At 69.5% G+C, this 24189-nt stretch carries 18 protein-coding genes; 16 read left to right on the top strand and 2 right to left on the bottom strand.

What is annotated here, in order from left to right:
- Positions 1-48 precede the first annotated feature (48 nt).
- Complete coding sequence (locus BM070_RS13470) at positions 49-984, bottom strand: LysR family transcriptional regulator (RefSeq protein WP_092939922.1); 936 nt, start codon at positions 982-984, stop codon at positions 49-51.
- 192 nt (positions 985-1176) lie between these two features.
- Between BM070_RS13470 and BM070_RS13465 the strand changes: the two genes are divergently transcribed.
- The 13 genes from BM070_RS13465 (at position 1177) to uvrA (ending at position 19401) form a co-directional block, all read left to right on the top strand.
- The gene (locus tag BM070_RS13465; protein ID WP_092939921.1) at positions 1177-2715 is read left to right on the top strand and encodes an ABC transporter substrate-binding protein; all 1539 of its coding nucleotides are present in this window, start codon (positions 1177-1179) and stop codon (positions 2713-2715) included.
- Between the two features lie 52 nt (positions 2716-2767).
- Positions 2768-3685 carry an ABC transporter permease gene (locus tag BM070_RS13460; RefSeq protein ID WP_092939920.1) on the top strand — a complete coding sequence of 306 codons (918 nt, stop codon included), beginning with the start codon at positions 2768-2770 and terminating at the stop codon, positions 3683-3685.
- A 15-nt stretch (positions 3686-3700) separates the two neighbouring features.
- On the top strand, positions 3701-4612 hold the full coding sequence (locus tag BM070_RS13455; protein ID WP_092939919.1) for an ABC transporter permease: 912 nt from the start codon (positions 3701-3703) through the stop codon (positions 4610-4612).
- Positions 4613-4634: 22 nt separating this feature from the next.
- Entirely contained in the window at positions 4635-5633 is a 999-nt protein-coding gene (locus BM070_RS13450) for an ABC transporter ATP-binding protein (protein WP_092939918.1), read from the top strand.
- A gap of 5 nt (positions 5634-5638) precedes the next feature.
- The gene (locus BM070_RS13445; protein ID WP_092940007.1) at positions 5639-6514 is read left to right on the top strand and encodes an ATP-binding cassette domain-containing protein; all 876 of its coding nucleotides are present in this window, start codon (positions 5639-5641) and stop codon (positions 6512-6514) included.
- 47 nt (positions 6515-6561) lie between these two features.
- The gene (locus BM070_RS13440; RefSeq protein ID WP_092940006.1) at positions 6562-7968 is read left to right on the top strand and encodes a M20 family metallopeptidase; all 1407 of its coding nucleotides are present in this window, start codon (positions 6562-6564) and stop codon (positions 7966-7968) included.
- A gap of 100 nt (positions 7969-8068) precedes the next feature.
- Entirely contained in the window at positions 8069-8578 is a 510-nt protein-coding gene (locus BM070_RS13435; protein ID WP_092939917.1) for a YbaK/EbsC family protein, read from the top strand.
- A gap of 16 nt (positions 8579-8594) precedes the next feature.
- Entirely contained in the window at positions 8595-8885 is a 291-nt protein-coding gene (locus BM070_RS13430) for a DUF1289 domain-containing protein (RefSeq protein WP_092939916.1), read from the top strand.
- A 46-nt stretch (positions 8886-8931) separates the two neighbouring features.
- Positions 8932-9606, top strand: coding sequence for a DsbA family protein (locus BM070_RS13425; protein WP_092939915.1), 675 nt, complete (start codon positions 8932-8934; stop codon positions 9604-9606).
- A gap of 317 nt (positions 9607-9923) precedes the next feature.
- Positions 9924-11582, top strand: coding sequence for an MFS transporter (locus BM070_RS13420; RefSeq protein WP_092939914.1), 1659 nt, complete (start codon positions 9924-9926; stop codon positions 11580-11582).
- A 266-nt stretch (positions 11583-11848) separates the two neighbouring features.
- Positions 11849-12862 (top strand): porin, encoded by a 1014-nt coding sequence (locus BM070_RS13415; protein WP_092939913.1) that lies wholly within the window; start codon positions 11849-11851, stop codon positions 12860-12862.
- Positions 12863-13047: 185 nt separating this feature from the next.
- A complete protein-coding gene (locus tag BM070_RS13410; protein ID WP_092939912.1) occupies positions 13048-13242 on the top strand; it encodes a hypothetical protein in 195 nt (64 codons plus the stop codon).
- Positions 13243-13497: 255 nt separating this feature from the next.
- Positions 13498-19401, top strand: coding sequence for an excinuclease ABC subunit UvrA (uvrA, locus tag BM070_RS13405; protein WP_092940005.1), 5904 nt, complete (start codon positions 13498-13500; stop codon positions 19399-19401).
- A gap of 13 nt (positions 19402-19414) precedes the next feature.
- Here uvrA and BM070_RS13400 read toward each other — a convergent pair whose 3' ends face one another.
- Complete coding sequence (locus tag BM070_RS13400) at positions 19415-20587, bottom strand: MFS transporter (RefSeq protein ID WP_092939911.1); 1173 nt, start codon at positions 20585-20587, stop codon at positions 19415-19417.
- Between the two features lie 179 nt (positions 20588-20766).
- On the opposite strand from BM070_RS13400, the gene BM070_RS13395 reads away from it, so the two are divergent.
- From BM070_RS13395 to BM070_RS13385, 3 genes are all read left to right on the top strand, one after another.
- Positions 20767-21783: a LysR family transcriptional regulator gene (locus BM070_RS13395; RefSeq protein WP_092939910.1), complete on the top strand. Its 1017-nt coding sequence runs from the start codon at positions 20767-20769 to the stop codon at positions 21781-21783.
- A gap of 176 nt (positions 21784-21959) precedes the next feature.
- Entirely contained in the window at positions 21960-22454 is a 495-nt protein-coding gene (locus BM070_RS13390; RefSeq protein ID WP_092939909.1) for a hypothetical protein, read from the top strand.
- 234 nt (positions 22455-22688) lie between these two features.
- Positions 22689-24062 carry an aspartate aminotransferase family protein gene (locus BM070_RS13385; protein ID WP_092939908.1) on the top strand — a complete coding sequence of 458 codons (1374 nt, stop codon included), beginning with the start codon at positions 22689-22691 and terminating at the stop codon, positions 24060-24062.
- Positions 24063-24189 lie beyond the last annotated feature (127 nt).

The following is a 24189-nucleotide window of genomic DNA, read 5'->3' as shown; positions in this document are numbered from 1 at the left end:
GCGGCTGCGCATTGCGCTATGCATTGCATAGCATTGAGCCAAGGCCGCTCAACGCAGCCCGACCCCGCTCAGCCCCTCGCGCAGGTGCTCCAGAAAGGCCTGCGCCGCCTTGGGCTGCGTGCGGCCGATGAGGGTCTGCACCTCGATGTTGCGCAGGTCCAGCCCCTTGTCGCGCAGCCGCACGAAGGCCAGCTCGCCCCGGTCCACCTGGTTGCGCACGGAGATCAGCCCGCAGACCGTGACGCCGTCCTCGCGGTGGCGCAGAAAGCCGAACAGCGCGCCGATGTAGTTGCTCGTCAGCGTCGGCTCCACCGCCAAGCGCTGGCGGCTGCAGGCGATGTCGAACAGCTGGCGCACGGTGGTGTCGGCCTCGGGCAGGGCGATGGGGTAGGCCAGCAGCTGCGAGAGACTGATCTGCCTGAAGCGCGACAGCGGATGGCCCTGGCGCATCGCGGCCCCGAGCGGCGCGGGCTGCAGGTGCTCCACCTTGATGTCCTTTTCGGTGTGGCGGCTCATCACGATGCCGATGTCCGCGTCGCTGTGCAGCACGCGCCGCGTGCATTCGCCCGGCGCATGCACGCTCAGGTGGCACTGCACGCCCGGGTGCAGCTGGTGGAATTCGCTGATGAGCCGGGGCAGGAACTCCATGGCGAAGCCTTCGGTCGCGGCGATGCGCACGCGGCCGCGCCGCATGCCCTGCAGCGACTGGATCTCCTGCACCACGCGCTCGGCATCGTGCGCGGACTTGAGCGCGTGCGTGGCCAGCAGCTCGCCGGCCGCGCTGGGCACCATGCCGCGCGCATGGCGCTCGAACAGGGCCGTGCCCAGCACGTCCTCCAGCTGCGCGATCTGGCGGCTGATGGCCGAGCCCGCCACGGACAGCCGCGCCGAGGCCTCGCTGATCGAGCCGCAGCGCACGACCTCCAGGAAGTAGCGCAGCGCCGTGTCCTGCAGCTGGCGGGCGATGAGCGGGGTGCGGTTCATGGGCCGGCATGGTTGCATGCACCGTGCCAGCGCGCCTGCGGGTCATTCCGGATGGCGGCATCCGCCGAAATGGCTCGTTGCCGCGGCGGCATCGCTGGGCTACGAAAACGGTAATAGTGCGAACGGCCTTTGTGTCCCATTCTTGCTCCTCGACACGCGTTGCGTTGTTTGTCTGACGAAGGAGTTTCCGAAATGGGTCATCTTTCCTCCACGCTGGTGCGCCGCGGCTGCGCAGCGGTTTTCACGGCCTTGTCCCTCGCTGCCGCAGCCCATGCGGGCAAGGCCAACGACACGCTGGTGTATGCCTCGGACAACGAGGTCGAGAACGTCAGCCCCTACCACAACAACATGCGCGAAGGCGTGATCCTGGCCAACATGGCCTGGGACACGCTGATCTACCGCGACCCCAAGACCGGCGAGCACAAGCCCCAGCTGGCCACCGCGTGGACGTGGGAGTCCCCCACGGCGCTGCTGGTCACGCTGCGCCCGGGCGTGAAGTTCCACAACGGCGACCCGTTCAGCGCCGAGGACGTGGCCTACACCTTCAACGTGGTCAACGGCCCGGACGCCAAGATCGCCACGCGCCAGAACACCGACTGGATCAAGAACGTCGAGGTGGTGGGCCCGCTGCAGGTGCGCATCCACCTCAAGACGCCGTTCCCCGCCGCGCTCGAATACCTGGCCGGCCCCACGCCCATCTACCCGGCGGCCTACTTCAAGAAGGTGGGGCTGGAGGGCTTCAGCAAGGCCCCCGTGGGCACCGGCCCCTACAGGATCACGGCCGTGGTGCCCGGGCAGGGCGTGACCATGGTCAAGAACCCGGCCTATTTCAAGGACAGCCCCGTGGGCCAGCCGCACATCGGCACGGTGAAGTTCGTGGTGGTGCGCGACCCCGAGGCCCGCGCCGCCCAGCTCATGACCGGCGCCATCGACTGGATCTGGCGCGTGCCGGCCGACCAGGCCGAGTCCATGAAGGCCGGTATGCCCCAGATCACGGTGCTCAGCGGCGAGACCATGCGCGTGGGCTTCGTCACCATCAACAACGTGGGCACCACGCCCGAGTCCGCACCGTTCAAGGACGTGCGCGTGCGCCAGGCCGTGAACTACGCCATCAACCGCAAGGGCTTCGCCGACAGCCTGGTGCGCGGCGGCAGCCAGCCCGTGTATGCGCCGTGCTTTCGCATGCAGGTGGGCTGCGTGACCAGCAAGGTGGTGCGCTACGAATACAACCCCGCCAAGGCCAAGGAGCTGCTGGCGCAGGCGGGCTACCCCAACGGCTTCGACACCGACCTGTGGGCCTACCGCGAGCGCGAATACGCCGAGGCGCTGATCGGCGACCTGCGCAAGGTGGGCATCCGCGCCCGGCTGCATTTCGTGCAGTACCCGGCGCTGCGCACCGAGGTCCGCTCCGGCCGCGCGCCGCTCTCCTTCCAGGCCTGGGGCTCGTATTCCATCAGCGATGCCTCGGCCTTCGTCGGCAACTTCTTCAAGGGCGGGCCGGACGACACGGCCAAGGACGCGCAGACCATCGCCCTGCTGCAGACCGCCGACAGCAGCACCGACAAGACCGACCGCCTCGCCAAGTACGGCCAGGCGCTGGAGCGCATCAGCAAGGAGGCGATGTGGGCGCCGATGTTCTCGTATTCGACCAACTACGCCTTCACCAAGGACCTGGCCTTCGACGCCTGGCCCGACGAGCTGCCGCGCTTCGCGCAGGCGCGCTGGAAGTGAGCCGCCGCCGCGCGCCCGGTGAACGCCCCGCAACCCCCACGCTGACAAGACCATGCTGACCTACATCCTGCGCAGGCTGGCGGTGGCGCTGGCCGTGATGCTCACCGTCGCGGTGGTGAGCTTCCTGCTGCTGCACCTCTCGGGCGACCTGGCCACGGCCATCGCCGGCCCCGAATCGAGCGCTGCCGACGTGGAGAAGATCCGCGTGCAGTACGGCCTGGACCGGCCCATGGTCACCCAGTTCTTCGAATGGCTGGGCTCGGCCCTGCAGCTGGACTTCGGCCGCTCGTTCTACTTCCAGAACACGGTGATGGAGCTGGTGGGCGAGCGCCTTCCGATCACGCTCAAGCTCGGCGCCGTGTCGCTGCTGCTGGCGGTGGCCGTGGCCATCCCGCTGGGCGTGGCGGCGGCGCTCTACCGCGACACCTGGGTGGACCGCCTGGCGCTGCTGGTGGCCACCATCGGCCAGGCCATGCCGAACTTCTGGTTCGCGCTGGCGCTGATCGTGGTGTTCTCCGTGGGCCTGAAATGGCTGCCCGTGGCGGGCAACGCCAGCTGGCAGAACTTCGTGCTGCCGGCCGTGGCGCTGGGCTACTACGCCATGCCCTCGCTCATGCGGCTGACCCGCGCCGGCATGCTGGACGTGATGGGCTCGGACTACATCCGCACGGCGCGCGCCAAGGGCCTGTCGCCGGCGCGCGTGGTGTTCAAGCACGCGCTGCGCAACGCCATCATCCCCGTGGTGGCGCTGGCGGCGGTGGAGCTGGGCTTCATGCTGGGCGGCTCGGTGGTGATCGAGTCGGTCTATTCGCTGCAGGGCCTGGGCCAGCTGGCGTGGGACTCCATCGCCCGCAACGACTACCCCGTGGTGCAGGCCGTGGTGCTCATCATCGCCACGTTCTACATCGCGCTCACCTTCGTGGCCGACGTGCTCAACGCCGCGCTCGACCCGCGCATGCGCACCCGCTGAGAAAGAAGGCATCCCATGACGACGACCTCCTTGCCCCTGCCCGGCACCTCGGCGCTGGCCGCGCTGCCCGTGCCGGCCTGGCGCCGCACGCTGCGCCGCGTGGCCGGCCACCGCGGGCTGCTGATCGGCAGCATCGTGCTCGGCCTGGCCGTGCTGGCCGCGGTGTTCGCGCCCTGGCTCGCGCCGCACGACCCCTTCGCGCAGGACGTGACGCAGCGCCTCATCCCGCCCGTGTGGCAGGAGCGCGGCACCTGGGAACACGTGCTGGGCACCGACAAGCTGGGGCGCGACTACCTGAGCCGCCTGCTCTACGGCGCGCGCGTGTCGCTGGTGATCGGCTTCGTCACCGCGCTCGTCGCCGGGCTGATCGGCACCACCCTGGGCGTGCTGGCCGGCTACTTCGGCGGCCGGGTGGACGCGGTGGTGAGCTACGTCATCACCTGCCGCCTGGCCATGCCCGTGGTGCTGGTGGCCCTGGCCATGGCCTCGCTGGTGGGCGGCTCGCTCAAGGTGGTGATCGTGCTGCTGAGCCTCTTGCTGTGGGACCGCTTCGCCATCGTCACGCGATCGGCCACGCAGCAGCTGCGCGATGCCGAGTTCATCGCCGCCGCCAAGAGCCTGGGCGCCTCCACGCCCTACATCCTGGTGCGCGAGCTGCTGCCCAACCTGATGGGCGCGCTCACCGTGGTGGCCACGCTGGAGATGGCCCACGCCATCCTGCTCGAATCCACGCTGTCCTTCCTGGGCCTGGGCGTGCAGCCGCCCACGCCCTCGTGGGGCCTGATGGTGGCCGAGGGCAAGGCGTACATGTTCTTCCAGCCCTGGGTGATCATGATTCCGGGCGTGGTGCTCGCGGTGCTGGTGCTGGCCATCAACCTCGTGGGCGACGGCATCCGCGACGTGGCCGCCCCCGACGGCCGCCATTGAACGCAACCGAGGAGAACCCCCGATGAGCATCCTTCTCGATGTGAAGAACCTGCGGGTCGATCTGCCCACCGAGCGCGGCATGCTGCATGCCGTGCGCGGCGTCGACTTCCATGTGCGGCGCGGCGAGATGCTGTGCCTGGTGGGCGAGTCGGGCTGCGGCAAGTCCATGACCTCGCTGGCGCTGATGGGCCTGCTGCCCGCCAGGGCCCGGCGGTCGGCCGACCGCCTGCAGTTCGACGGCATCGACCTGCAGGCGCAGGACGAGCGCGGCATGTCGCGGCTGCGCGGCGCGCGCATGTCCATGATCTTCCAGGAGCCCATGACTTCGCTGAACCCCTCGTACACGCTGGGCGACCAGCTGTGCGAGGCGCTGCGCGCCCACCGCAAGGCGACGGCCGCCGAGGCGCGCGAGCGGGCCCTCTACCTGCTGGAGCGCGCCGGCGTGCCCCAGGCGGCCGACCGCCTGCGCCAGTACCCGCACCAGCTCTCGGGCGGCCTGCGCCAGCGCGTGATGATCGCCATGGCGCTGATGTGCGGGCCCGACCTGATCATCGCCGACGAGCCCACCACGGCGCTGGACGTGACCATCCAGGCGCAGATCCTGCGCCTCATCCGCGAGCTGCAGCAGGAGTTCGGCACCGCCGTGGTGTTCATCACGCACGATCTGGGCGTGGTGGCGCGCATCGCCGACCGCGTGGCCGTGATGTACGCGGGCGAGGTGGTCGAGACGGCGCCCGTGGACCAGCTCTTCGAGCAGCCCTCGCACCCCTACACCCAGGGCCTGCTGCGCTGCATTCCCGTGCGCGGCAAGACCTTGCCGGGCAGCCGGCTGCAGGCCATTCCCGGCGTGGTTCCCAGCCTCGTCGGCGATGTGCAGGGCTGCGCCTTCGCGAACCGCTGCAGCCAGGCCCAGCCGGCCTGCAGCGTGGCGCCGCCGTTTACCGAAGTGGCACCGGGCCACGCCGTGCGCTGCGTCGCCGCCGCCCCATCCGCAACCCTGGCACTGGCGGAGGCCGCATGAACGCCATGACCGATTCCCTGGCCTGGAAACTGCCCTTGCATGCGGGCGCGGTGGGCGGCTCCGAAGACATCGCGCTGGAGCTCTGCGCGCTCAGCCGCAGCTTCAAGCTCAAGCGCGGCCTGTTCAAGCCCTCGGGCAGCATCCAGGCCGTGAGCGATGTGTCGCTGCGCATCCGCAAGGGCGAGACGCTGGGCCTGGTCGGCGAGTCCGGCTGCGGCAAGAGCACGCTGGCCAAGATGCTGCTGGGCCTGCTGCCGCCCACCTCGGGCAACGTGCTGATCGGCGGCAAGGAGATCGACCCGCGCCAGCGCCGCGCGCTGGCCCGCAGCATCCAGCCCATCTTTCAGGACCCGTATTCCTCGCTCAACCCGCGCCGCACCGTGGCCGACATCGTCGGCGTGCCGCTGCGCCTGCACGGCGTGGGCACGGCCGCCGAGCAGGATCGCGCCGTGAAAGCCATGCTCGATCTGGTCGGCATGCCCGAGCGCACGCACCGGCAATACCCCAACCAGCTCTCGGGCGGCCAGCGCCAGCGCGTGGCCATCGCCCGCGCCCTGGTGCTGCGGCCGGAGATCCTGGTCTGCGACGAGCCCACCTCGGCGCTCGACGTGTCCGTGCAGGCGCAGATCCTGAACCTGCTGCTGGACCTGAAGGCCGAGTTCGGCCTCACCTATCTGTTCATCAGCCACGACCTGGGCGTGGTGGAGCATCTGGTGGACCGCGTGGCCGTGATGCACCGGGGCCGCATCGTCGAGCAGGGCACGCGCGAGCAGATCTTCGCCGCCGCGCAGCACCCCTACACCCGCATGCTGCTGGCCTCGGCCCTCACGCCCGAGCCCGGGCTGGGCCTGCCCGACATCGACCGCGAGGCCTTCGCCTGATGCCTGCCACCGTCTTCTCTACCGACACCGCCACCCGAGAGCCCGCCATGACCCGTGAATCCGCCATCGCACGCACCGTCGCCGTCTTCGACGACGGGCGCTTCCAGGCAACGCTCGACCGCCGCGTCGCCTTCCGCACCGAGAGCCAGGACGCCGCCAGCCTGCCGCAGCTGTACGCCTACCTGAGCGACGAGATCGCTCCGCTGCTGCGCTCGCTGGGTTTCGGCTGCCGCATCGTGGACAACCCTGTGCCGGGCAAGAGCCCCTTCCTGCTGGCCGAGCGCATCGAGGCCGGCGCCGCCTTCACCGTGCTCACCTACGGCCACGGCGACGTGGTGCGCGGCTACGAGGCGCAGTGGCGCGAGGGCCTGCAGCCCTGGAAGATCGTGGTGGACGGCAACCGCTGGTACGGCCGCGGCACGGCCGACAACAAGGGCCAGCACACCATCAACTTCACCGCGCTGGAGCAGGTGCTCCAGGCCCGCGGCGGCGTGCTGGGCTACAACGTGAAGATCATCCTGGAGATGGGCGAGGAAGACGGCTCGCCCGGCCTCGACGAGGTCTGCGCGCTGCACAGCGACTTCCTGGCCGCCGACCTGTTCCTCGCCTCCGACGGGCCCCGCGTGTCGGCCTCGCGGGCCACGATGTTCCTGGGCTCGCGCGGCGTCTTCAACTTCGACCTGCACCTCGACCTGCGCGACGGCGGCCACCACTCCGGCAACTGGGGCGGGCTGCTGCGCAACCCGGGCATCCGCCTGGCCCACGCCATCGCCACGCTGGTGGATGCGAAGGGCCGCATCCTCGTGCCGGGCCTGCTGCCCCAGGAACTGCCCGAGAGCGTGCGCGTGGCGCTGCGCGACATCGAGGTGGGCGGCAGCGCCGGCGACCCGGAGATCGACCCGGACTGGGGCGAGCCCGGCCTCACGCCCGCCGAGCGCGTCATCGGCTGGAACAGCCTGGAGGTGCTGGCCTTCACCTGCGGCAACCCGGCCATGCCGGTCCACGCCATTCCGGCCACGGCGCGGGCGCACTGCCACATGCGCTACGTGGTGGGCAGCGATGCGGCGCACTTCCTCGGCCACATCCGCGCCCACCTGGCCGCGCACGGCTTCGACGACGTGGAGGTGCGCGCCACCGACGTGCACATGGCCGCCACGCGCCTGGACCCGGACGACGCCTGGGTGCGCTGGGGCCTGGCCTCCATGGAGCGCACCACCGGCCGGCGCCCGGCGCTGCTGCCCAACCTGGGCGGCTCCCTGCCCAACGACGTGTTCTCCGAAACCCTGGGCCTGCCCACGCTGTGGGTGCCGCATTCCTACCCGGCCTGCTCGCAGCACGCGCCCAACGAACACATCCTGGCCGACGTCACGCGCGAATCGCTGGAGATCATGGCCGGCCTGTTCTGGGACCTGGCCGAGCAGGGGCCGGCCGTGATGCGGGAACGCGCGGCTTGAGCGCGCAGCCGTGGTGGCGGCCCGGACGTGCTGGCCGTTCTCAGAACGTGAGCACGTTCTAAGATCGGCGTTTTCCATCGAACGACAGGACGCTTCCATCATGTGCGGTGCTGAACTTCAAACCCTTCCCGAAGGCGTGCAGCGCGTGGCCGCCGCGCTGCAGGCCCTGGGCCATCCGCATGCCCCGCGCATGCTCGACAGCGCCGCGCGCACCGCGCAGCAGGCGGCCGACGCCCTGGGCATCTCGGTGGGCCAGATCGCCAAGAGCATCATCTTCCGGCGCAAGAGCGACGACGTGGCGGTGCTGGTCGTCACCTCGGGCGACCGGCGCGTGGACGAGAAAAAGGTCGATGCGCTGGTCGGCAAGACCGGCCGCGCCGACGCCGACTTCGTCAAGGCCAAGACGGGCTTCACCATCGGCGGCGTCTCGCCCGTGGCGCATGCCACGCCGCCCGTCACGCTGATCGACCGCGAACTGTTCCGCTTCGACGAGATCTGGGCCGCCGCCGGCCACCCGCACGGCGTGTTCCAGCTGCGCCCGCACGACCTGGAGGCGCTCACGCAGGCGCCGGTGGCCGACGTCACGCAGCCGCCGCCCGAGGCCGCCTGAACCCGACCGTCACATCGTGAATGCTACGGATCTGATAGCTGCACGCGCCCGTGATGCGGGCGCTGCAGGCCTTTTCGATGTGGAAAGCGACGGCGCGGTGCCGTCGCCCTGCATCAGCCTGTGCCGCATGGCGCCCGAAGCCGGCCACTGCCTGGGGTGCTTCCGCACGCTGGACGAGATCGGCGCCTGGTCCGGCGCCGGCCCCGCGCAGCGCCGCGCCATCTGGGCCGCGCTGCTGCAGCGTGCCGGCCTGCCCGTGCCGCAGGCACTCGCCGCAGGGCCGGCGGCATCGCTGCCGCCGCGCTGAAGGCGGGCCCAGGCCGTTTCCCCCAACCCCTCACCGGAGCCGCGCCATGCACCAGATCACCTGCTACCTGGACTTCGTCTCGCCCTATGCCTGGCTGGCTTTCGACGCGCTGCCGCGCGCGCTGCAGGGCCTGAGCTACGAGGTGCGCTATCGCCCGGTGCTGCTCGGCGCGCTGCTGCACCAGCATGCCAACCCGGGCCCGGCGGGCGTGCCCCCGAAGCGCGAGTGGACCTTCCGCCACGCGAGCTGGCTGGGCCAGGCCCAGGGCTGCGGGCTGGACCTGCCGGCGAACCACCCGTTCAACCCGCTGCCCCTGCTGCGCCTGGCCCTGGCCTGCAGCGACGACGGCTGCATCAACCGCTTCGTGGCCGGCACGGTGCTGCGCCATGTGTGGCTGGGCGGGCACGACGCGCTCGACCCGGCCCGGCTGGAGGCGCTGCAGGCCGAGCTGCAATCGCAGCTGCGCCCCGACCCCGGCGGCCAGGGCGCGGCGGCCAAGGCGCTGCTGCGCGCCAACACCGACGAGGCGATGGCGCGCGGCGTCTTCGGCGTGCCCAGCTTCCTGGTGGGCGAGCGGCTCTTCTGGGGGCTGGACAGCCTGCCCATGCTGCGCGCCTGCCTGGAGGGCACGGACCCCTGGTTCGACGGCCCGGCCTGGGACGCCTCCGCGCAGGTGCCCAGCGGCCTGCCGGGCCACGCCGCGGGCGCTGCGGCCCGCTGAACCGCGCCGCGCAGGCCGCTCCTGCGGGTTTGTCCCGGGCAGGGATTTCCCGGCCGGAAACCTCGGTGTTTACCCGGGCCGCCACGGGCGCCAGAGGCCGTGGCGCGCGGCGCTTTCCCCTCCATTCCCGCATCGAGAAAACGGCGCTAGGGGTTGCGCCGGGTTTTGTCAGCGGCGCGTAAGAGGCGCCCGGCGGCGCCTGCCGCAGGCCGCGCGCGCCTGTCAGCTTTCGGTCAGATGGCGCACCCATATTGCGGCCGCAGGCACCTCTGTGGAGTGCCGCCGTTCACGTCCCGCAATTCATGGAGACAAGCACCATGGCTACCAACGTCGCTTCCCGGCCCATGTCGCCGGAAGAAAGAAAAGTCATCCTGGCCTCGTCGCTAGGCACCGTTTTCGAGTGGTATGACTTCTACCTCTACGGCTCGCTCGCGGCCATCATCGCCAAGCAGTTCTTCAGCGGCCTGGATGCGGGCTCGGCCTTCATCTTCGCGCTGCTGGCATTCGCGGCGGGCTTCATCGTGCGGCCCTTCGGCGCGCTGGTGTTCGGCCGCCTGGGCGACATGATCGGGCGCAAGTACACCTTCCTGGTGACCATCCTGATCATGGGCCTCTCGACCTTCATCGTGGGCCTGCTGCCCACCTACGCCAGCATCGGCGTGGCGGCGCCCGTGATCCTGATCGCGCTGCGCATGCTGCAGGGCCTGGCGCTGGGCGGCGAGTACGGCGGCGCGGCGACCTATGTGGCCGAGCACGCGCCACAGGGCAAGCGCGGCGCCTACACGTCGTGGATCCAGACCACGGCCACGATGGGCCTCTTCCTGTCGCTGCTGGTCATCCTGGGCACCCGCACCGTCATGGGCGAGGAAGCCTTCGGCGACTGGGGCTGGCGCATTCCGTTCCTCGTCTCCGTGCTGCTGCTGGGCGTCTCGCTGTGGATCCGCCTGACGCTGTCGGAGTCGCCCGCCTTCCAGAAGATGAAGGCCGAGGGCAAGACCTCCAAGGCGCCGCTGGCCGAATCCTTCGGCCAATGGAAGAACCTGAAGATCGTGATCCTGGCGCTGATCGGCCTGACCGCCGGCCAGGCCGTGGTCTGGTACACGGGCCAGTTCTACGCACTCTTCTTCCTCACGCAGCAGCTCAAGGTCGATGCCGTCACGGCCAACCTGCTGATCGCCGCGGCCCTGCTGATCGGCACGCCGTTCTTCGTGGTGTTCGGCTCGCTCTCCGACAAGATCGGCCGCAAGCCCATCATCATGCTGGGCTGCGTGCTGGCCGTGCTGACCTATTTCCCGGTCTTCAAGGCCCTGACCGAAGCCTCCAACCCTGACCTGGCCGCAGCGCAGGCCAAGAACAAGGTGGTGATCGTGGCGGACCCGGCCGAGTGCTCGTTCCAGTTCAACCCCACCGGCACCGCCAAGTTCACCAGCTCGTGCGACGTGGCCAAGCAGGTGCTGGCCGCCAGTTCGGTGAGCTACGACAACGAGGTCGCCGCGCCCGGCACGCCGGCCATCATCAAGATCGGCCAGGCCACCATCCCGAGCTATTCGGCCAAGGGCATTGCGGGTGACGAGCTGAAGGCCAAGGACTCCGCGTTCAAGAAGGCCGTGTCCGATACGCTGAAGGCCGAGGGCTACCCCGCCAAGGCCGACCCCGCCAAGATGAACAAGGTGATGATGATCGTCATCCTGACCTACCTGGTGCTGCTGGTGACCATGGTCTATGGCCCCATCGCGGCGATGCTGGTGGAGATGTTCCCCACGCGCATCCGCTATACCTCGATGAGCCTGCCCTATCACATCGGCAACGGCTGGTTCGGCGGCCTGCTGCCCACCATGTCGTTCGCCATCGTGGCCCAGACCGGCAACATGTACAACGGCCTCTGGTATCCCATCATCATCGCGGGTGCTACGGCCATCATCGGCACGCTGTTCATCCGCGAAACCAAGGATGTCGATATCTACGCCGGAGATTGATCGGCATCAATCCAGACGCCTGAAAAGATGACCCGTGCTGGCGCACAAGCCGGGTCATCGTGGTGCATCCCCGCTCCGTATTGGTGAATTGTGGAGAAAGTGTGGCGGGGATACATCATGACAATCACGAAAACTACATTCGCATCTGTTAACCGAAGGCTTACACCTAGAATTTGAGCCAGTAGCTGCACACGGCGCTCACGGCCCAACAGGCTGAAAGCGGTGCCTACAACTACCCGCTGGACCCAAGCCTTCAAGGAACCCAAATGCAAAAAACCAACCGCCTCCTGCTCGCATCCCTGGCACTGCTGAGCACGTCCGCAGCCTTCGCGCAAAGCAGCGTCACGCTGTACGGCCGTGTGAACACCAGCATCGAACACTCCAAAGTGGGCAGCCTGTCCCAAGACGGCGTGAACAACAACGCGTCCCGTTTCGGCTTCAAGGGCGTGGAAGACCTGGGCGGCGGCCTGAAGGCTGGCTTCCAGCTGGAAAGCGGTTTCGATAGCTCCACCGGCCGTACCGACGCCACCTTCTTCGGTCGCCAAAGCGAACTGAACCTGTCGGGCAACTTCGGTATGGTCCGTCTGGGCAACTTCATCCCCGAGTCCTACTACGCCATCGCCGACTACGGCGTGCAAGACCAGCCCAACCACGACACGGGCAACTTCGCCAACCAGCTGTACACCTCGGTGTCCTTCGGCAACCAGGCCAACAAGGTCGGCTACCGCACGCCTGAAATGGGCGGCTTCTGGGCCGAAGGCACGGTCAGCATGCACGAGAAGGCCAACCGCACCAACCCCCTGGGCCTGAACGTCGGCGCCAAGAACGCCTACGACCTGGCTGCCAACTGGGAAAGCGGTGCCGTGGCCCTGGGCGCCGGCTACGCCAAGCTGGGTGACAACTGGGATGCCGGCCTGCGCGGCCACTACACCGTGGGTGCTGTCCAAGTCGGCGCCTACTACCAGCGCAACGACTACCAAGTCGTCGGTACCCGCAACTCCGTGGGCATCGCTGGCCAATACGCCTTCGGCGCTTCCGAACTGGTCGCCAACTACATCTGGGCCAGCAAGTGGAGCAACGTGGCTGACTCCGGCGCTCAACAGCTGATCCTGGGCTACAACTACAACCTGAGCAAGCGCACCAAGGTGTACGCTGCCTACACGTACGTGAAGAACCAGGCCGGCGCCAACTACGCCTACGGCTTCGTGAACAACACGGGCACGCTGGCCAACGGTGCCGATCCCCGCACGTTCGGCGTGGGCGTTCGCCACAACTTCTGATGACGCGAGGTGGCTCGGGCCCTGGCGGCCCGTGCCATCGCCGGCGCATCGCCGAAGCCTCACACCTGCAAGGGTGTGGGGCTTTTTTTCTGGGTGCTGCGTTTTCCCCTCCGTTGGTGTCCTGCGTCAGCGCGTCGTCAGCATCGCGATGACTAATATCGACATCTACTGAGGAGACAAAGAGCATGTGGAAAATCGTTGTGGGCTTCGTTCTGTTCGCCGCCCTGTCCTTGTTCGTCATCATGAAGGCCGGAGACAAGGTGGACATGAGCGGGGAGAAACACGGCGCCGACGCCGTGCATGCGCCGGAGGCGCCCGCGTCGTCGCCGGCATCGGCCCCGGCTTCCGTGCCGGCCTCGGCCGCCAGCGCGGCCTCCTGAACGCCGTCTTCCGCAAGACGCGCCCCCCCGCCCGCAAGCCCGCCTCGCGCGGGCTTTTTTGCGTCCGGGCCCGGGGTGGTTGTCTTTCGGGCGGGGCGCCTCATCTGCGATGGGACGCGGCGCCATCCAGGGCGCGGGCCTGCCGGCTCCAGAACAAAGCCCCCAGCGTTCTCTCGCGTCCTCTTCGCCGACAGGCAGCGCTGCCGCGCGGTGCCTAGAATGGCCCGCCCCCTCCAGCAGAAAGACCCCCACCCCATGACCCAGGGACTGATCCGCATCCACGGCGCCCGCCAGCACAACCTCAAGGACATCGACCTCGACATCCGCACCGGCGAGTTGACCGTGGTGACCGGCCCCAGCGGTTCGGGCAAGTCCAGCCTGGTGTTCGACACGCTCTATGCCGAGGGCCAGCGCCGCTACGTCGAGACCTTCAGCGCCTATGCGCGCCAGTTCCTCGACCGCATGGACAAGCCGGCGGTGGACAAGGTCGAAGGCGTGCCGCCGGCCATCGCCATCGACCAGACCAACCCCGTGCGTTCCTCGCGCTCCACCGTGGGCACGATGACGGAGCTCAACGACCACCTGAAGCTGCTCTTCGCGCGCGCCGGCCGGCTCTTCGACCGCAAGACCGCGCAGCCCGTGCGCCACGATTCGCCCGACAGCATCTATGCCGAACTGCAGCAGCGCTGCGCCAGCGCGGGCGATCCGCGCATCGTGCTGACCTTCCCGGTCGAGCTGCCGGCCAACACTTCGCCCGAGCAGGTCGAACAGTGGCTGTCCGCCAGCGGCTTCACCAAGGTGCAGGCCGAGCGCGAGCAGGGCGGCCGCAAGCTGCTGGACGTGGTGGCCGACCGCTTCCGCCTCGCCAAGGCCGAGCGCGCCCGCGTGGTGGAGGCCATCGAGGTGGCGCTCAAGCGCGGCACCGGCCGGCTGACCGTCTATCGCCTGCCCGATGAGGAGGGCGGCGAGCCCGCGCTGTGGAAGTTCTCCACCGGCCTGCATTCGCCCGAGAGCGACCTGCGCTATGCCGAGCCCATCCCTTCGATGTTCTCGTTCAACTCCGCCGTGGGCGCCTGCGACACCTGCCGCGGGTTCGGGCGCGTGATCGGCGTCGATTACGGCCTGGTCATCCCCAACGAAAAGCTCACGCTGCGCGCGGGCGCCATCAAGCCCATTCAGACGCCGGCCTGGAAGGAGGCGCAGGACGACCTCATGCGCCACGCCGAGGCGGCCGGCATTCCGCGCGACACGCCCTGGTACAAGCTCACCGAAGATCAGAAGAATTGGGTGATCCAGGGCACGCCCGGCTTCAAGGACGGCAACTGGAACAAGCAGTGGTACGGCGTGCGGCGCTTCTTCGAATACCTGGAGAGCAAGGCCTACAAGATGCACATCCGGGTGCTGCTGTCCAAGTACCGCAGCTACACGCCGTGCCCCACCTGCGGCGGCGCGCGCCTGAAGACCGAAAGCCTGCTCTGGCGCATCGGCAGCAAGGCCGCGGCCGATGCGGTGGTCGAGCCCGCGCAGCGCTTCATGCCCCACGGCGTGGAGTGGAGCCGCGCCCAGCTCGAAGCGCTGCCCGGCCTCACCCTGCACGACCTGATGCTGCTGCCCATCGACCGGCTGCGGCGCTTCTTCGCGCTGCTGGGCGAGGAGGCGATTGCTCCTCTTTCGATAGCTGATGGCGCAGGCGAATCAAGCGCTGCAGGCCCGCAGGCCTCCGAGAACGCGGGCGATGCCCAGGCGCTGAAGCTGCTGCACGAAGAGATCACCACGCGCCTCAAATACCTGTGCGATGTGGGCATCGGCTACCTCACGCTGGACCGGCAGAGCCGTACCCTTTCCGGCGGCGAGGTGCAGCGCATCAACCTGACGACGGCGCTCGGCACCTCGCTGGTCAACACCCTGTTCGTGCTCGACGAGCCCAGCATCGGCCTGCACCCGCGCGACATGTACCGCATCACCGAAGCCATGCTGCGCCTGCGCGATGCGGGCAACACCCTGGTGGTGGTGGAGCACGACCCGGCCGTGATGCTGGCCGCCGACCGCGTGATCGACATGGGCCCCGGCCCCGGCGAGCGCGGCGGGCAGATCGTGTTCGACGGCACCACCGCCGAGCTGCGCCGCGCCGACACGCTGACCGGCGTCTATCTGGGCGGGCGCCGCCAGATCACCTCGGGCATCAAGCGCATGGTGACGGATTCCACGCCTCGCCTCGTGCTCGAAGGCGCGCGCCAGCACAACCTGCAGAACGTGTCGGTGGACTTCCCGCTGCAGCGCCTCGTCACCGTCACGGGCGTGAGCGGCTCGGGCAAGTCCACGCTGATCCAGGACGTGCTCGCGCCCGCGCTGCTGCGCCATTTCGGCAAGGCCACCGAAACGCCGGGCGTGCACGACCGCCTGCTCGGCGCCGACCACCTGGGCGACGTGGTGTTCGTCGATCAGTCGCCCATCGGCAAGACGGCGCGCTCCAACCCCGTGAGCTACGTGGGCGCGTGGGACGCCATCCGCGAGCTGTTCGCCGTGGCGCCGCTCTCGCGCCAGCGCAGCTACACGGCGGCCAAGTTCAGCTTCAACTCGGGCGACGGGCGCTGCCCGACCTGCGGCGGCTCGGGCTTCGAGCATGTGGAGATGCAGTTCCTCTCCGACGTCTATCTGCGCTGCCCCGACTGCGACGGCAAGCGCTACCGGCCCGAGATCCTGGAGGTGACCATCGAGCGCGGCGGCCGCCTGCTCAACGTGGCCGACGTGCTGGAGCTCACCGTGAGCGAGGCCGCGGCCGCCTTCGCGCAGGACCGCGACGTGATCCGCGCGCTGCAGCCCATCGTCGATGTGGGGCTGGAATACGTGAAGCTCGGCCAGCCCGTGCCCACGCTCTCGGGCGGCGAGGCGCAGCGCCTCAAGCTCGCGGGCTTCCTGGCCGAAGCCGCGAAGAGCGCCAGCAGCAGCCGCCAGCCGCTCGCCAAGAAGGGCACGCTGTTCCTCTTCGACGAGCCCACTACCGGCCTGCACTTCGACGACATCGCCAAGCTCATGCGCGCGCTGCGCAAGCTGCTCGACGCCGGCCATTCGCTGATCGTCATCGAGCACAACCTGGACGTGATCCGCGCCAGCGACTGGCTGATCGACCTGGGCCCCGAAGGCGGCGACGGCGGCGGCCTGGTGGTCGCCGAAGGCACGCCCGAGGACGTGCGCCAGCACCCGGCATCGCACACCGGCGCCGCGTTGCGCGACTACGAGCTGGCCCTGGGCGAGGGCGGCCACTCGGTGCACGAGAAAGCCGCCGTGCTCCGAAAAGAGAAGCGCCGTGCCCAGGCGGATACGGGGCATGTGCCCAAGAACGCCATCGAGATCGTGAACGCCAAGGAGCACAACCTCAAGAACCTGTCGGTGGACATCCCGCGCGGCAAGTTCAACGTGGTGACCGGCGTCTCGGGATCGGGCAAGTCCACGCTGGCCTTCGACATCCTGTTCAACGAAGGGCAGCGCCGCTACCTCGAATCGCTCAACGCCTATGCGCGCAGCATCGTGCAGCCGGCCGGCCGGCCCGAGGTGGATGCGGTCTATGGCATTCCGCCCACGGTGGCGATCGAGCAGCGCCTCTCGCGCGGCGGCCGCAAGAGCACGGTGGGAACGACCACCGAGGTCTGGCACTTCCTGCGCCTGCTGTATGTGAAGCTGGGCGTGCAGCACTGCATCCACGACGGCGCCGCCGTGCAGCCGCAGACGCCCGACAGCATCGCCGCGCAACTGCTGACGCAGTTCAAGGGCCGTCACATCGGCCTGCTGGCGCCGCTGGTGGTCAACCGCAAGGGCGTCTATACCGAGCTGGCCGACTGGGCGCGCCCGCGCGGCTACACGCATCTGCGGGTGGACGGCAACTTCCTGCCGACCACCGGCTTTCCGCGCATCGACCGCTTCAAGGAACACACCATCGAGCTGCCCGTGGCCAGCCTGGACGTGGCTCCCGCGCAGGAGGCCGAGCTGCGCGCCGCGCTGGCCCGCGCGCTCGAGCTGGGCAAGGGCGTGGTCCATGTGCTGAGCGGGCTCGAAGGCCTGAAGGACGCCATGGCCGCCGGCCAGCCCACCGCGGGCATCGGCACGCTGCAGGCCTTTTCCACCAAGCGCGCCTGCCCGGTCTGCGCCACCAGCTATGCCGAGCTGGACCCGCGTCTCTTCTCCTACAACAGCAAGCACGGCTGGTGCCCCGACTGCGTGGGCACGGGCGTGAAGCTCACCAAGGAGCAGCGCAAGGTCTTCGACGACTCGGTGCAGGACGACAAGGACCGGGGCCGCGAGCAGACCTTCGCCGAACCCGAGGCCGAGGACGTGGCCGACACCGTCTGCCCGACCTGCCAGGGCACGCGCCTCAATCCCGTGGCGCGCGCCGTGCTGTTCGCGGGCGTGCCGGTGACCGAGGTGGCGCGCCTCTCGGTGACCGAGGTGCGGCAGTGGATCGACGGGCTGAAGCTCTCGGGCCGCGAGGCAGAGATCGCCCGCGACCTGGTGCCCGAGATCAGGAGCCGGCTCGAATTCCTGGAGGAAGTCGGCCTCTCCTACCTCACGCTGGACCGGGGCGCTCCCACGCTCTCGGGCGGCGAGGCACAGCGCATCCGCCTGGCCGCGCAGCTGGGCAGCAACCTGCAGGGCGTGTGCTACGTCCTCGACGAGCCCACCATCGGCCTGCATGCGCGCGACAACCAGATCCTGCTCAACGCCCTGCACAAGCTGGGCGACAAGGGCAACACCCTGGTGGTGGTGGAGCACGACGAGGACACCATCCGCCGCGCCGACCACATCATCGACATCGGCCCCAGCGCGGGCAAACGCGGCGGGCGGCTGGTGGCGCAGGGCACGGTGGCCGACATCGAGGCGGCCGAGGATTCGCAGACCGGCCGCTACCTGCTGCACGCCATGCGCCACCCGCTGCAGGCGCGGCGCAGCATGCAGCCCTCCGAGGTGGACGCCGAAACCGTGGCGCAGGCCCAGCCCGCCGAGGCGCCCACGGGCCGCCAGAGCGCCGCAGTCAAGAAGCGGGCAGCGCAGGCCGCGGCCCTGCAGGCCGCTGCGCTGGAGGATGCCAAGGAGCGCGCCGCCATGCGCTGGTTGACGGTGCACGGCGCGAGCCTGCACAACCTGCAGGACGTGACGGCCACCGTGCCGCTGCACCGCCTCGTGGCCGTCACCGGCGTCAGCGGCTCGGGCAAATCCACGCTGGCGCGCGACGTGCTGCTGGCCAACGTGCAGGCCTGGGTGCAGCAGCGCTCCACCAAGGCCGGGCGCGACGCCATGGATGCCGGCAAGGCGCCGGCGCTGGTCGGCTGCACGGGCCTGGCGGGCTTCGAGACCATCGACCGCGTGCTGGAAGTGGACCAGACCCCCATCGGCAAGACGCCGCGCAGCTGCCCGGCCACCTACATCGGCTTCTGGGACACCATCCGCAAGCTCTTCGCCGAGACGCTGGAGGCCAAGGCCCGCGGCTACGCGGCCGGGCGCTTCAGCTTCAACACCGGCGAAGGCCGCTGCCCGGTCTGCGAAGGCCAGGGCATCCGCACCATCGCCATGAGCTTCCTGCCCGATGTGAAGGTGCCCTGCGAGGCCTGCCACGGCGCGCGCTTCAACCCGGAGACGCTGGCCGTCACCTGGCGCGGCAAGAGCATCGGCGATGTGCTGCAGATGGAAGTGGACGAGGCGGTGGAGTTCTTCGCCAGCATGCCCAGCATCGCCCACCCGCTGCAGCTCTTGAAGGACGTGGGCCTGGGCTACCTCACGCTGGGCCAGCCCAGCCCCACGCTCTCGGGCGGCGAGGCGCAGCGCATCAAGCTCGTGACCGAACTCACCAAGGTGCGCGACGAGGTTGGCCGGCGCGGGCAGAAGGCGCCGCACACCCTCTACGTGCTGGACGAGCCCACCGTGGGCCTGCACATGGCCGACGTGCACAAGCTCATCCGCGTGCTGCACCGCCTGGTCGATGGCGGCCACAGCGTGGTGGTGATCGAGCACGACCTCGACGTGATCGCCGAGGCCGACTGGATCATCGACCTGGGCCCCGAAGGCGGCAAGGAAGGCGGCCGCATCGTGGCCGCCGCCACGCCCGAAGAGGTGGTGCGCCTGGGCACCCACACCGGCCGGGCGATCGCGCCGGTGCTGGCGCGGTAGGTCTTTGGCAGGCTCAGGCCGGCTGTGGCTGTCCGCTGCCTTCCCGGCCCAGCCGGGCGCTCGCGCCCACCAGCACCAGCCCCACGGCCGCCAGCGCCGCTGCGGCCCAGGCCACGCTCAGCAGGCCCAGGCCCTGGGCGATCACCAGCCCGCCCAGCCAGGCGCCGATGGCATTGCCCAGGTTGAAGGCCGAGATGTTGAGGCTGGACGCCAGCGTGCTGCCCTGCGGCCCGGCCTGCTGCAGCACGCGCATCTGCATGGGCGCCACCGTGGCGAAGGCCGCCGTGCCCAGCACCACCACATAGGCCATGGCCAGGGCCGCATGGCCGAAGGCCCAGCGGCCGGCCACCAGCACCAGCAGCAGCGCGGCGATGGACAGCGCCAGCGCGCGCATCACGCCCCGGTCGGCCAGCTTGCCGCCCAGCAGGTTGCCGGCGGCGAGGCCCGCGCCGAACAGCAGCAGCGTGACGGCCACGGCGCCGCCCGCCATGTGGGTGACCTGCGTCAGCAGCGGCTCCACATAGGTGTAGAGCGCGAACACGCCGGCGAAGCCGAACACCGTGATGCCCAGGCCCAGCCAGACCTGGGGCAGCGCCAGCACGGCCAGCTCCTGCCTGAGCGGCGTGGCGGCGGGCCGGCCCGTGTCGCGCGGCACGAAGGCGGCCAGGATGGCGAGCGCCGCCACGCCCACCACGGCCACGGCGGCGAACGCCATGCGCCAGCCGAAGTGCTGGCCGATCCACGCGCCCGCCGGCACGCCCAGCAGGGTGGCCAGGGTCAGCCCCGAGAACATCAGCGCGATGGCCGAGGCCTTCTTCTCGGCCGGCACCAGCCCGGTGGCGACCACCGCGCCCACGCCGAAGAAGGTGCCGTGCGTGAGCGCGGTCAGCACCCGCGCCGCCAGCAGCCAGCCATAGGTGGGGGCCACCACGGCGGCGGCGTTGCCGGCGATGAAGATCAGCATCAGCGCCAGCAGCAGGCGCTTGCGCGGCCACCGCCGGGTGAGCAGCGTGAGCACGGGCGCGCCCACGGCCACGCCGATGGCGTAGCCCGAGATCAGCGTGCCGGCCGCGGGAATGGAGATGCCCAGGTCCTGGCTGACCTGGGTGAGCAGGCCCATGATGATGAATTCGGTGGTGCCGATGCCGAAGGCGCCGGCGGCGAGTGCGAGAAGGGATAAAGGCATGGAAGGCAGGGCGCGCCGCGTCTGGACAAAGCGGCATGCGCAGGAGTGGATGGCGATGGGCTGAACTGTGGCGCCCGGCGCCAGCTTTGTGTAGATGGAATAATGGAAATGGCTTTGTGCCTGCTGGGCACAGATCGACAAGCCTGCTTCCAGCCCTTCTCTTTCTGCCCGAAGGTTCCATGCCTGCCTCCGCTCCTGCCCGGCCCTCAGTGCCCGAACCCGCCCTCGTTCCTTTGCCGGGCGGCGGCCTGGCCGATGGGCATCGCTCGGCCGACCTGGAAACGCTGGTGCTGGTGGCCGAGCGCGGCAGCCTGTCGGCCGCGGCGCGGCACCTGGGCGTCTCGCCCTCGGCCGTCAGCAAGGCCATGTCGCGTCTGGAGACGCGGCTGGGCGTGCAGCTGCTGCAGCGCAGCACCCGGCGCGTGCTGCTCACGCCCGAAGGCACGCAGCTGTGCCAGGGCGCCAAGCGCCTGCTGGCCGATCTGGCAGAGCTGGAGGCCGAGGTGGCCGCGCGCAGCGAGCCGCGCGGCACGGTGCGCATCAGCGCCAGCACCTCGACCGGCACGGTGCTGCTGCTGCCCCTGGTGCCGCGGCTGCTGGAGGCGCTGCCGGGCCTCAGCCTGGACCTGCATTTCTCCGACCAGGTGGTGGATCTGGCGGAAGCCGGCATCGACATCGCCATCCGCTGGGGCGCGCTGCCGGCGTCCGACGTGATCGCCCGGCTGCTGGGCCGCACGCGGCAGGTGGTCGTGGCCTCGCCCGCCTACCTCGCGCGCTGCGGCATGCCCGCGCATCCGCAGGATCTGCAGCGCCATGTGCGGCTGGGCTGGAACTACCCGCGCGCCATCGCGCACTGGCCCTTCCTCGTCGAGGGCCGGCGGGTGGCGGTGGATGCGGGCCAGGTCATCCGCGTCAACGATGGCGACGTGATGCGCCAGCTGGCGCTGCAGGGCACGGGGCTGGCCCGGCTTTCGCTCTACCACGCCTGGGACGACCTGGTGCAGGGCCGCCTCGTGCCCGTGCTCGACGCCTTCGACTGCGGCGACCTGGAGCCCATCCACGCCGTCTATGTGGGCCGGCCCGACCGGCTGCCGCCGCGCACCCGCGCCGTGCTGGACTTTCTGCAGGCGCATGTGGACCTGCGCTATGCCGAAGCGCGCTGGGCGCCAGCCGTGCAGGGCGCGCCGGCGGGGTAGGGCGCGGGCCCCCGGCGGCCGCGCGCACGGCGCTTGCGCCGAGTCCTACAGGCGCTGCTGCGGCGGGACGACAATCCGCCCCCGCCTGGATTTCTACGATCGCTCCACGCTGCGCCGCTCTGCCTTTTGTAGCGGGCGGCGCTCACCGAACCGATCCCAGACTTCCAGGAGCCCTCATGAAATCCCTGCTCACGGCCTGCGCCGCCATCGCCGCCTCCAGCCTGCTGCTGACCGCCTGCGGCGGCGGCAACGACGACGACCCGACCCCCAGCGAACAGACCGGCGTGCTCACCGTGACCGCCGCGAGCGATTCCAGCCTGAACGGCGTCTACGGCGACGGCAACGTCAACCTGACGGACGTGGACAAGAAGAACCCCATCGGCTCCTACCCCCAGGTCTGCACCTTCCGCTTCGACGGCATCAACAAGGTCGGCAGCACCGGCACAGCTTCCGGCGACATCCGCTACCGCCCCGAAAGCGTCAACGTCTATGAGGCGTGGCTGACCTTCCAGGGCAAGGAGTTCGGCGCCAGCGACTGGTCCGACGTGGCCGTGGTGCGCGGCTCCGACCGCATCCGCCTGTCCGGCAAGCGGCTGACGGCGTCCGACGGCGCCGCCGTCGTGGTCACGGGCGTGGTGCCCATGCGGCCCAACCGTCCCTCGGGCTGCTGATCCCCCTTGGGGCCTGCGCCGCCATTCCGGGCGGCCCCGCGCAAAACTCTCTCGTCGATTCCCTTGACCCCTCCCCTCCAGCGGGGCTTGCGCCCTGGGTTCCTCCCTCCGAGGCGCCCAGGGTTTTTTTCGTGCGCCCGCCGGCGTCTGCACACATTGCGCACAAAAGCTCGATAGTCGATCAAGGTTCGCCGCTCACACTCCGCCGAATATCTTTTCCGGAGTCCCTGTTCCATGACCCTCGACGCTGCCCAGCTCCTCGCGGACGAAGCCAAGTACTGCTCGTTCGGCGACACCGTCCACTACGTGAACCCGCCCAAGATCTTCACGGGCTGCAACGGCAGCTACATGCTGGACGACAACGGCACGCAGTACCTCGACCTGCAGATGTGGTATTCGGCCGTGAACTTCGGCTACAAGAACGAGCGTCTGGAGAACGTGCTCAAGCAGCAGCTCGACACCCTGCCGCAGATCGCCAGCCAGTACCTGCACCCCACCAAGATCGAGCTGGCCAAGACCATCGCCCAGGACGCCGAGAAGAAGTGGGGCCGCCCCGGCCGCGTGCACTTCAACGTGGGCGGTGCCCAGGCCATCGAAGACTCGCTCAAGGTCGTGCGCAACGCCAGCAACGGCAAGAGCCTGATGTTCGCCTTCGAAGGCGGCTACCACGGCCGCACGTTGGGCGCTTCCAGCATCACCTCCAGCTACCGCTACCGCCGCCGCTTCGGCCACTTCGGCGACCGCGCGCAGTTCCTGCCCTTCCCGTACCCCTTCCGCCGCCCCAAGGGCATGACGGCCGAGGAATACGGCGATTCGCTGGTGGCCGAGTTCGCCCGCAAGTTCGAGAACGAATACCACGCCGTCTGGGACCCCAAGACCCGCCAGTGCGAATACGCCGCCTTCTACATCGAGCCCATCCAGGGCACGGGCGGCTACGTGATCCCGCCGGCCAACTACTTCAAGGGCATCAAGAAGGTGCTCGACGAGCACGGCGTGCTGCTGGTGGTCGATGAGATCCAGATGGGCTTCTGGCGCACCGGCAAGCTCTGGTCCATCGAGAACTTCGGCGTGCAGCCCGACGTGCTGGTCTTCGCCAAGGCGCTGACCAACGGCCTGAACGCTCTCTCGGGCCTGTGGGCGCGCGAAGAGCTGATCAACCCGACGATCTTCCCGCCGGGCTCCACCCACTCCACCTTCGCCTCCAACCCGCTGGGCACGGCCCTGGGCCTGGAAGTGATGAAGATGACCCACGAGGTGGACTTCGGCAAGCAGGTCTGCGACAGCGGCGCCTACTTCCTCGAAGGCCTGAAGGACCTGCAGAAGCGCCACAAGGAAATCGGCGACGTCGATGGCCTGGGCCTGGCCCTGCGCGCCGAGATCTGCACCGAAGACGGCTTCACGCCCAACCGCGCCCTGCTCGACAAGATGGTCGATATGGGCCTGGAAGGCACGCTCGAATACAAGGGCCAGAAGCGCGGCCTGGTGCTGGACGTGGGCGGCTACTACAAGAACGTCATCACCTTCGCTCCGTCGCTGATGATCTCGCGTTCCGAGATCGACGAGGCCATGGTGCTGCTGGACCAGCTGCTGACCCGCGCGAAGAAGTGATCCGGCCCGCTGAGCAGCTTCGCCGCTCCTCCCTTCTCTCACTTCGCGGGAAGGGGGGCGACGCCAGCGCGGCGGGGCGGCCCTTGCGCGGCGTCCGCGCCTGCTGGCGGGGCTTGCGTCCGGGCGC

Origin of the sequence: Paracidovorax wautersii (assembly GCF_900113035.1) — a bacterium.
GTDB lineage: Bacteria > Pseudomonadota > Gammaproteobacteria > Burkholderiales > Burkholderiaceae_C > Paracidovorax > Paracidovorax wautersii.
Note: the sequence above shows the minus strand (reverse complement) of the source record. Positions and strands in the feature narration are given on the sequence as shown.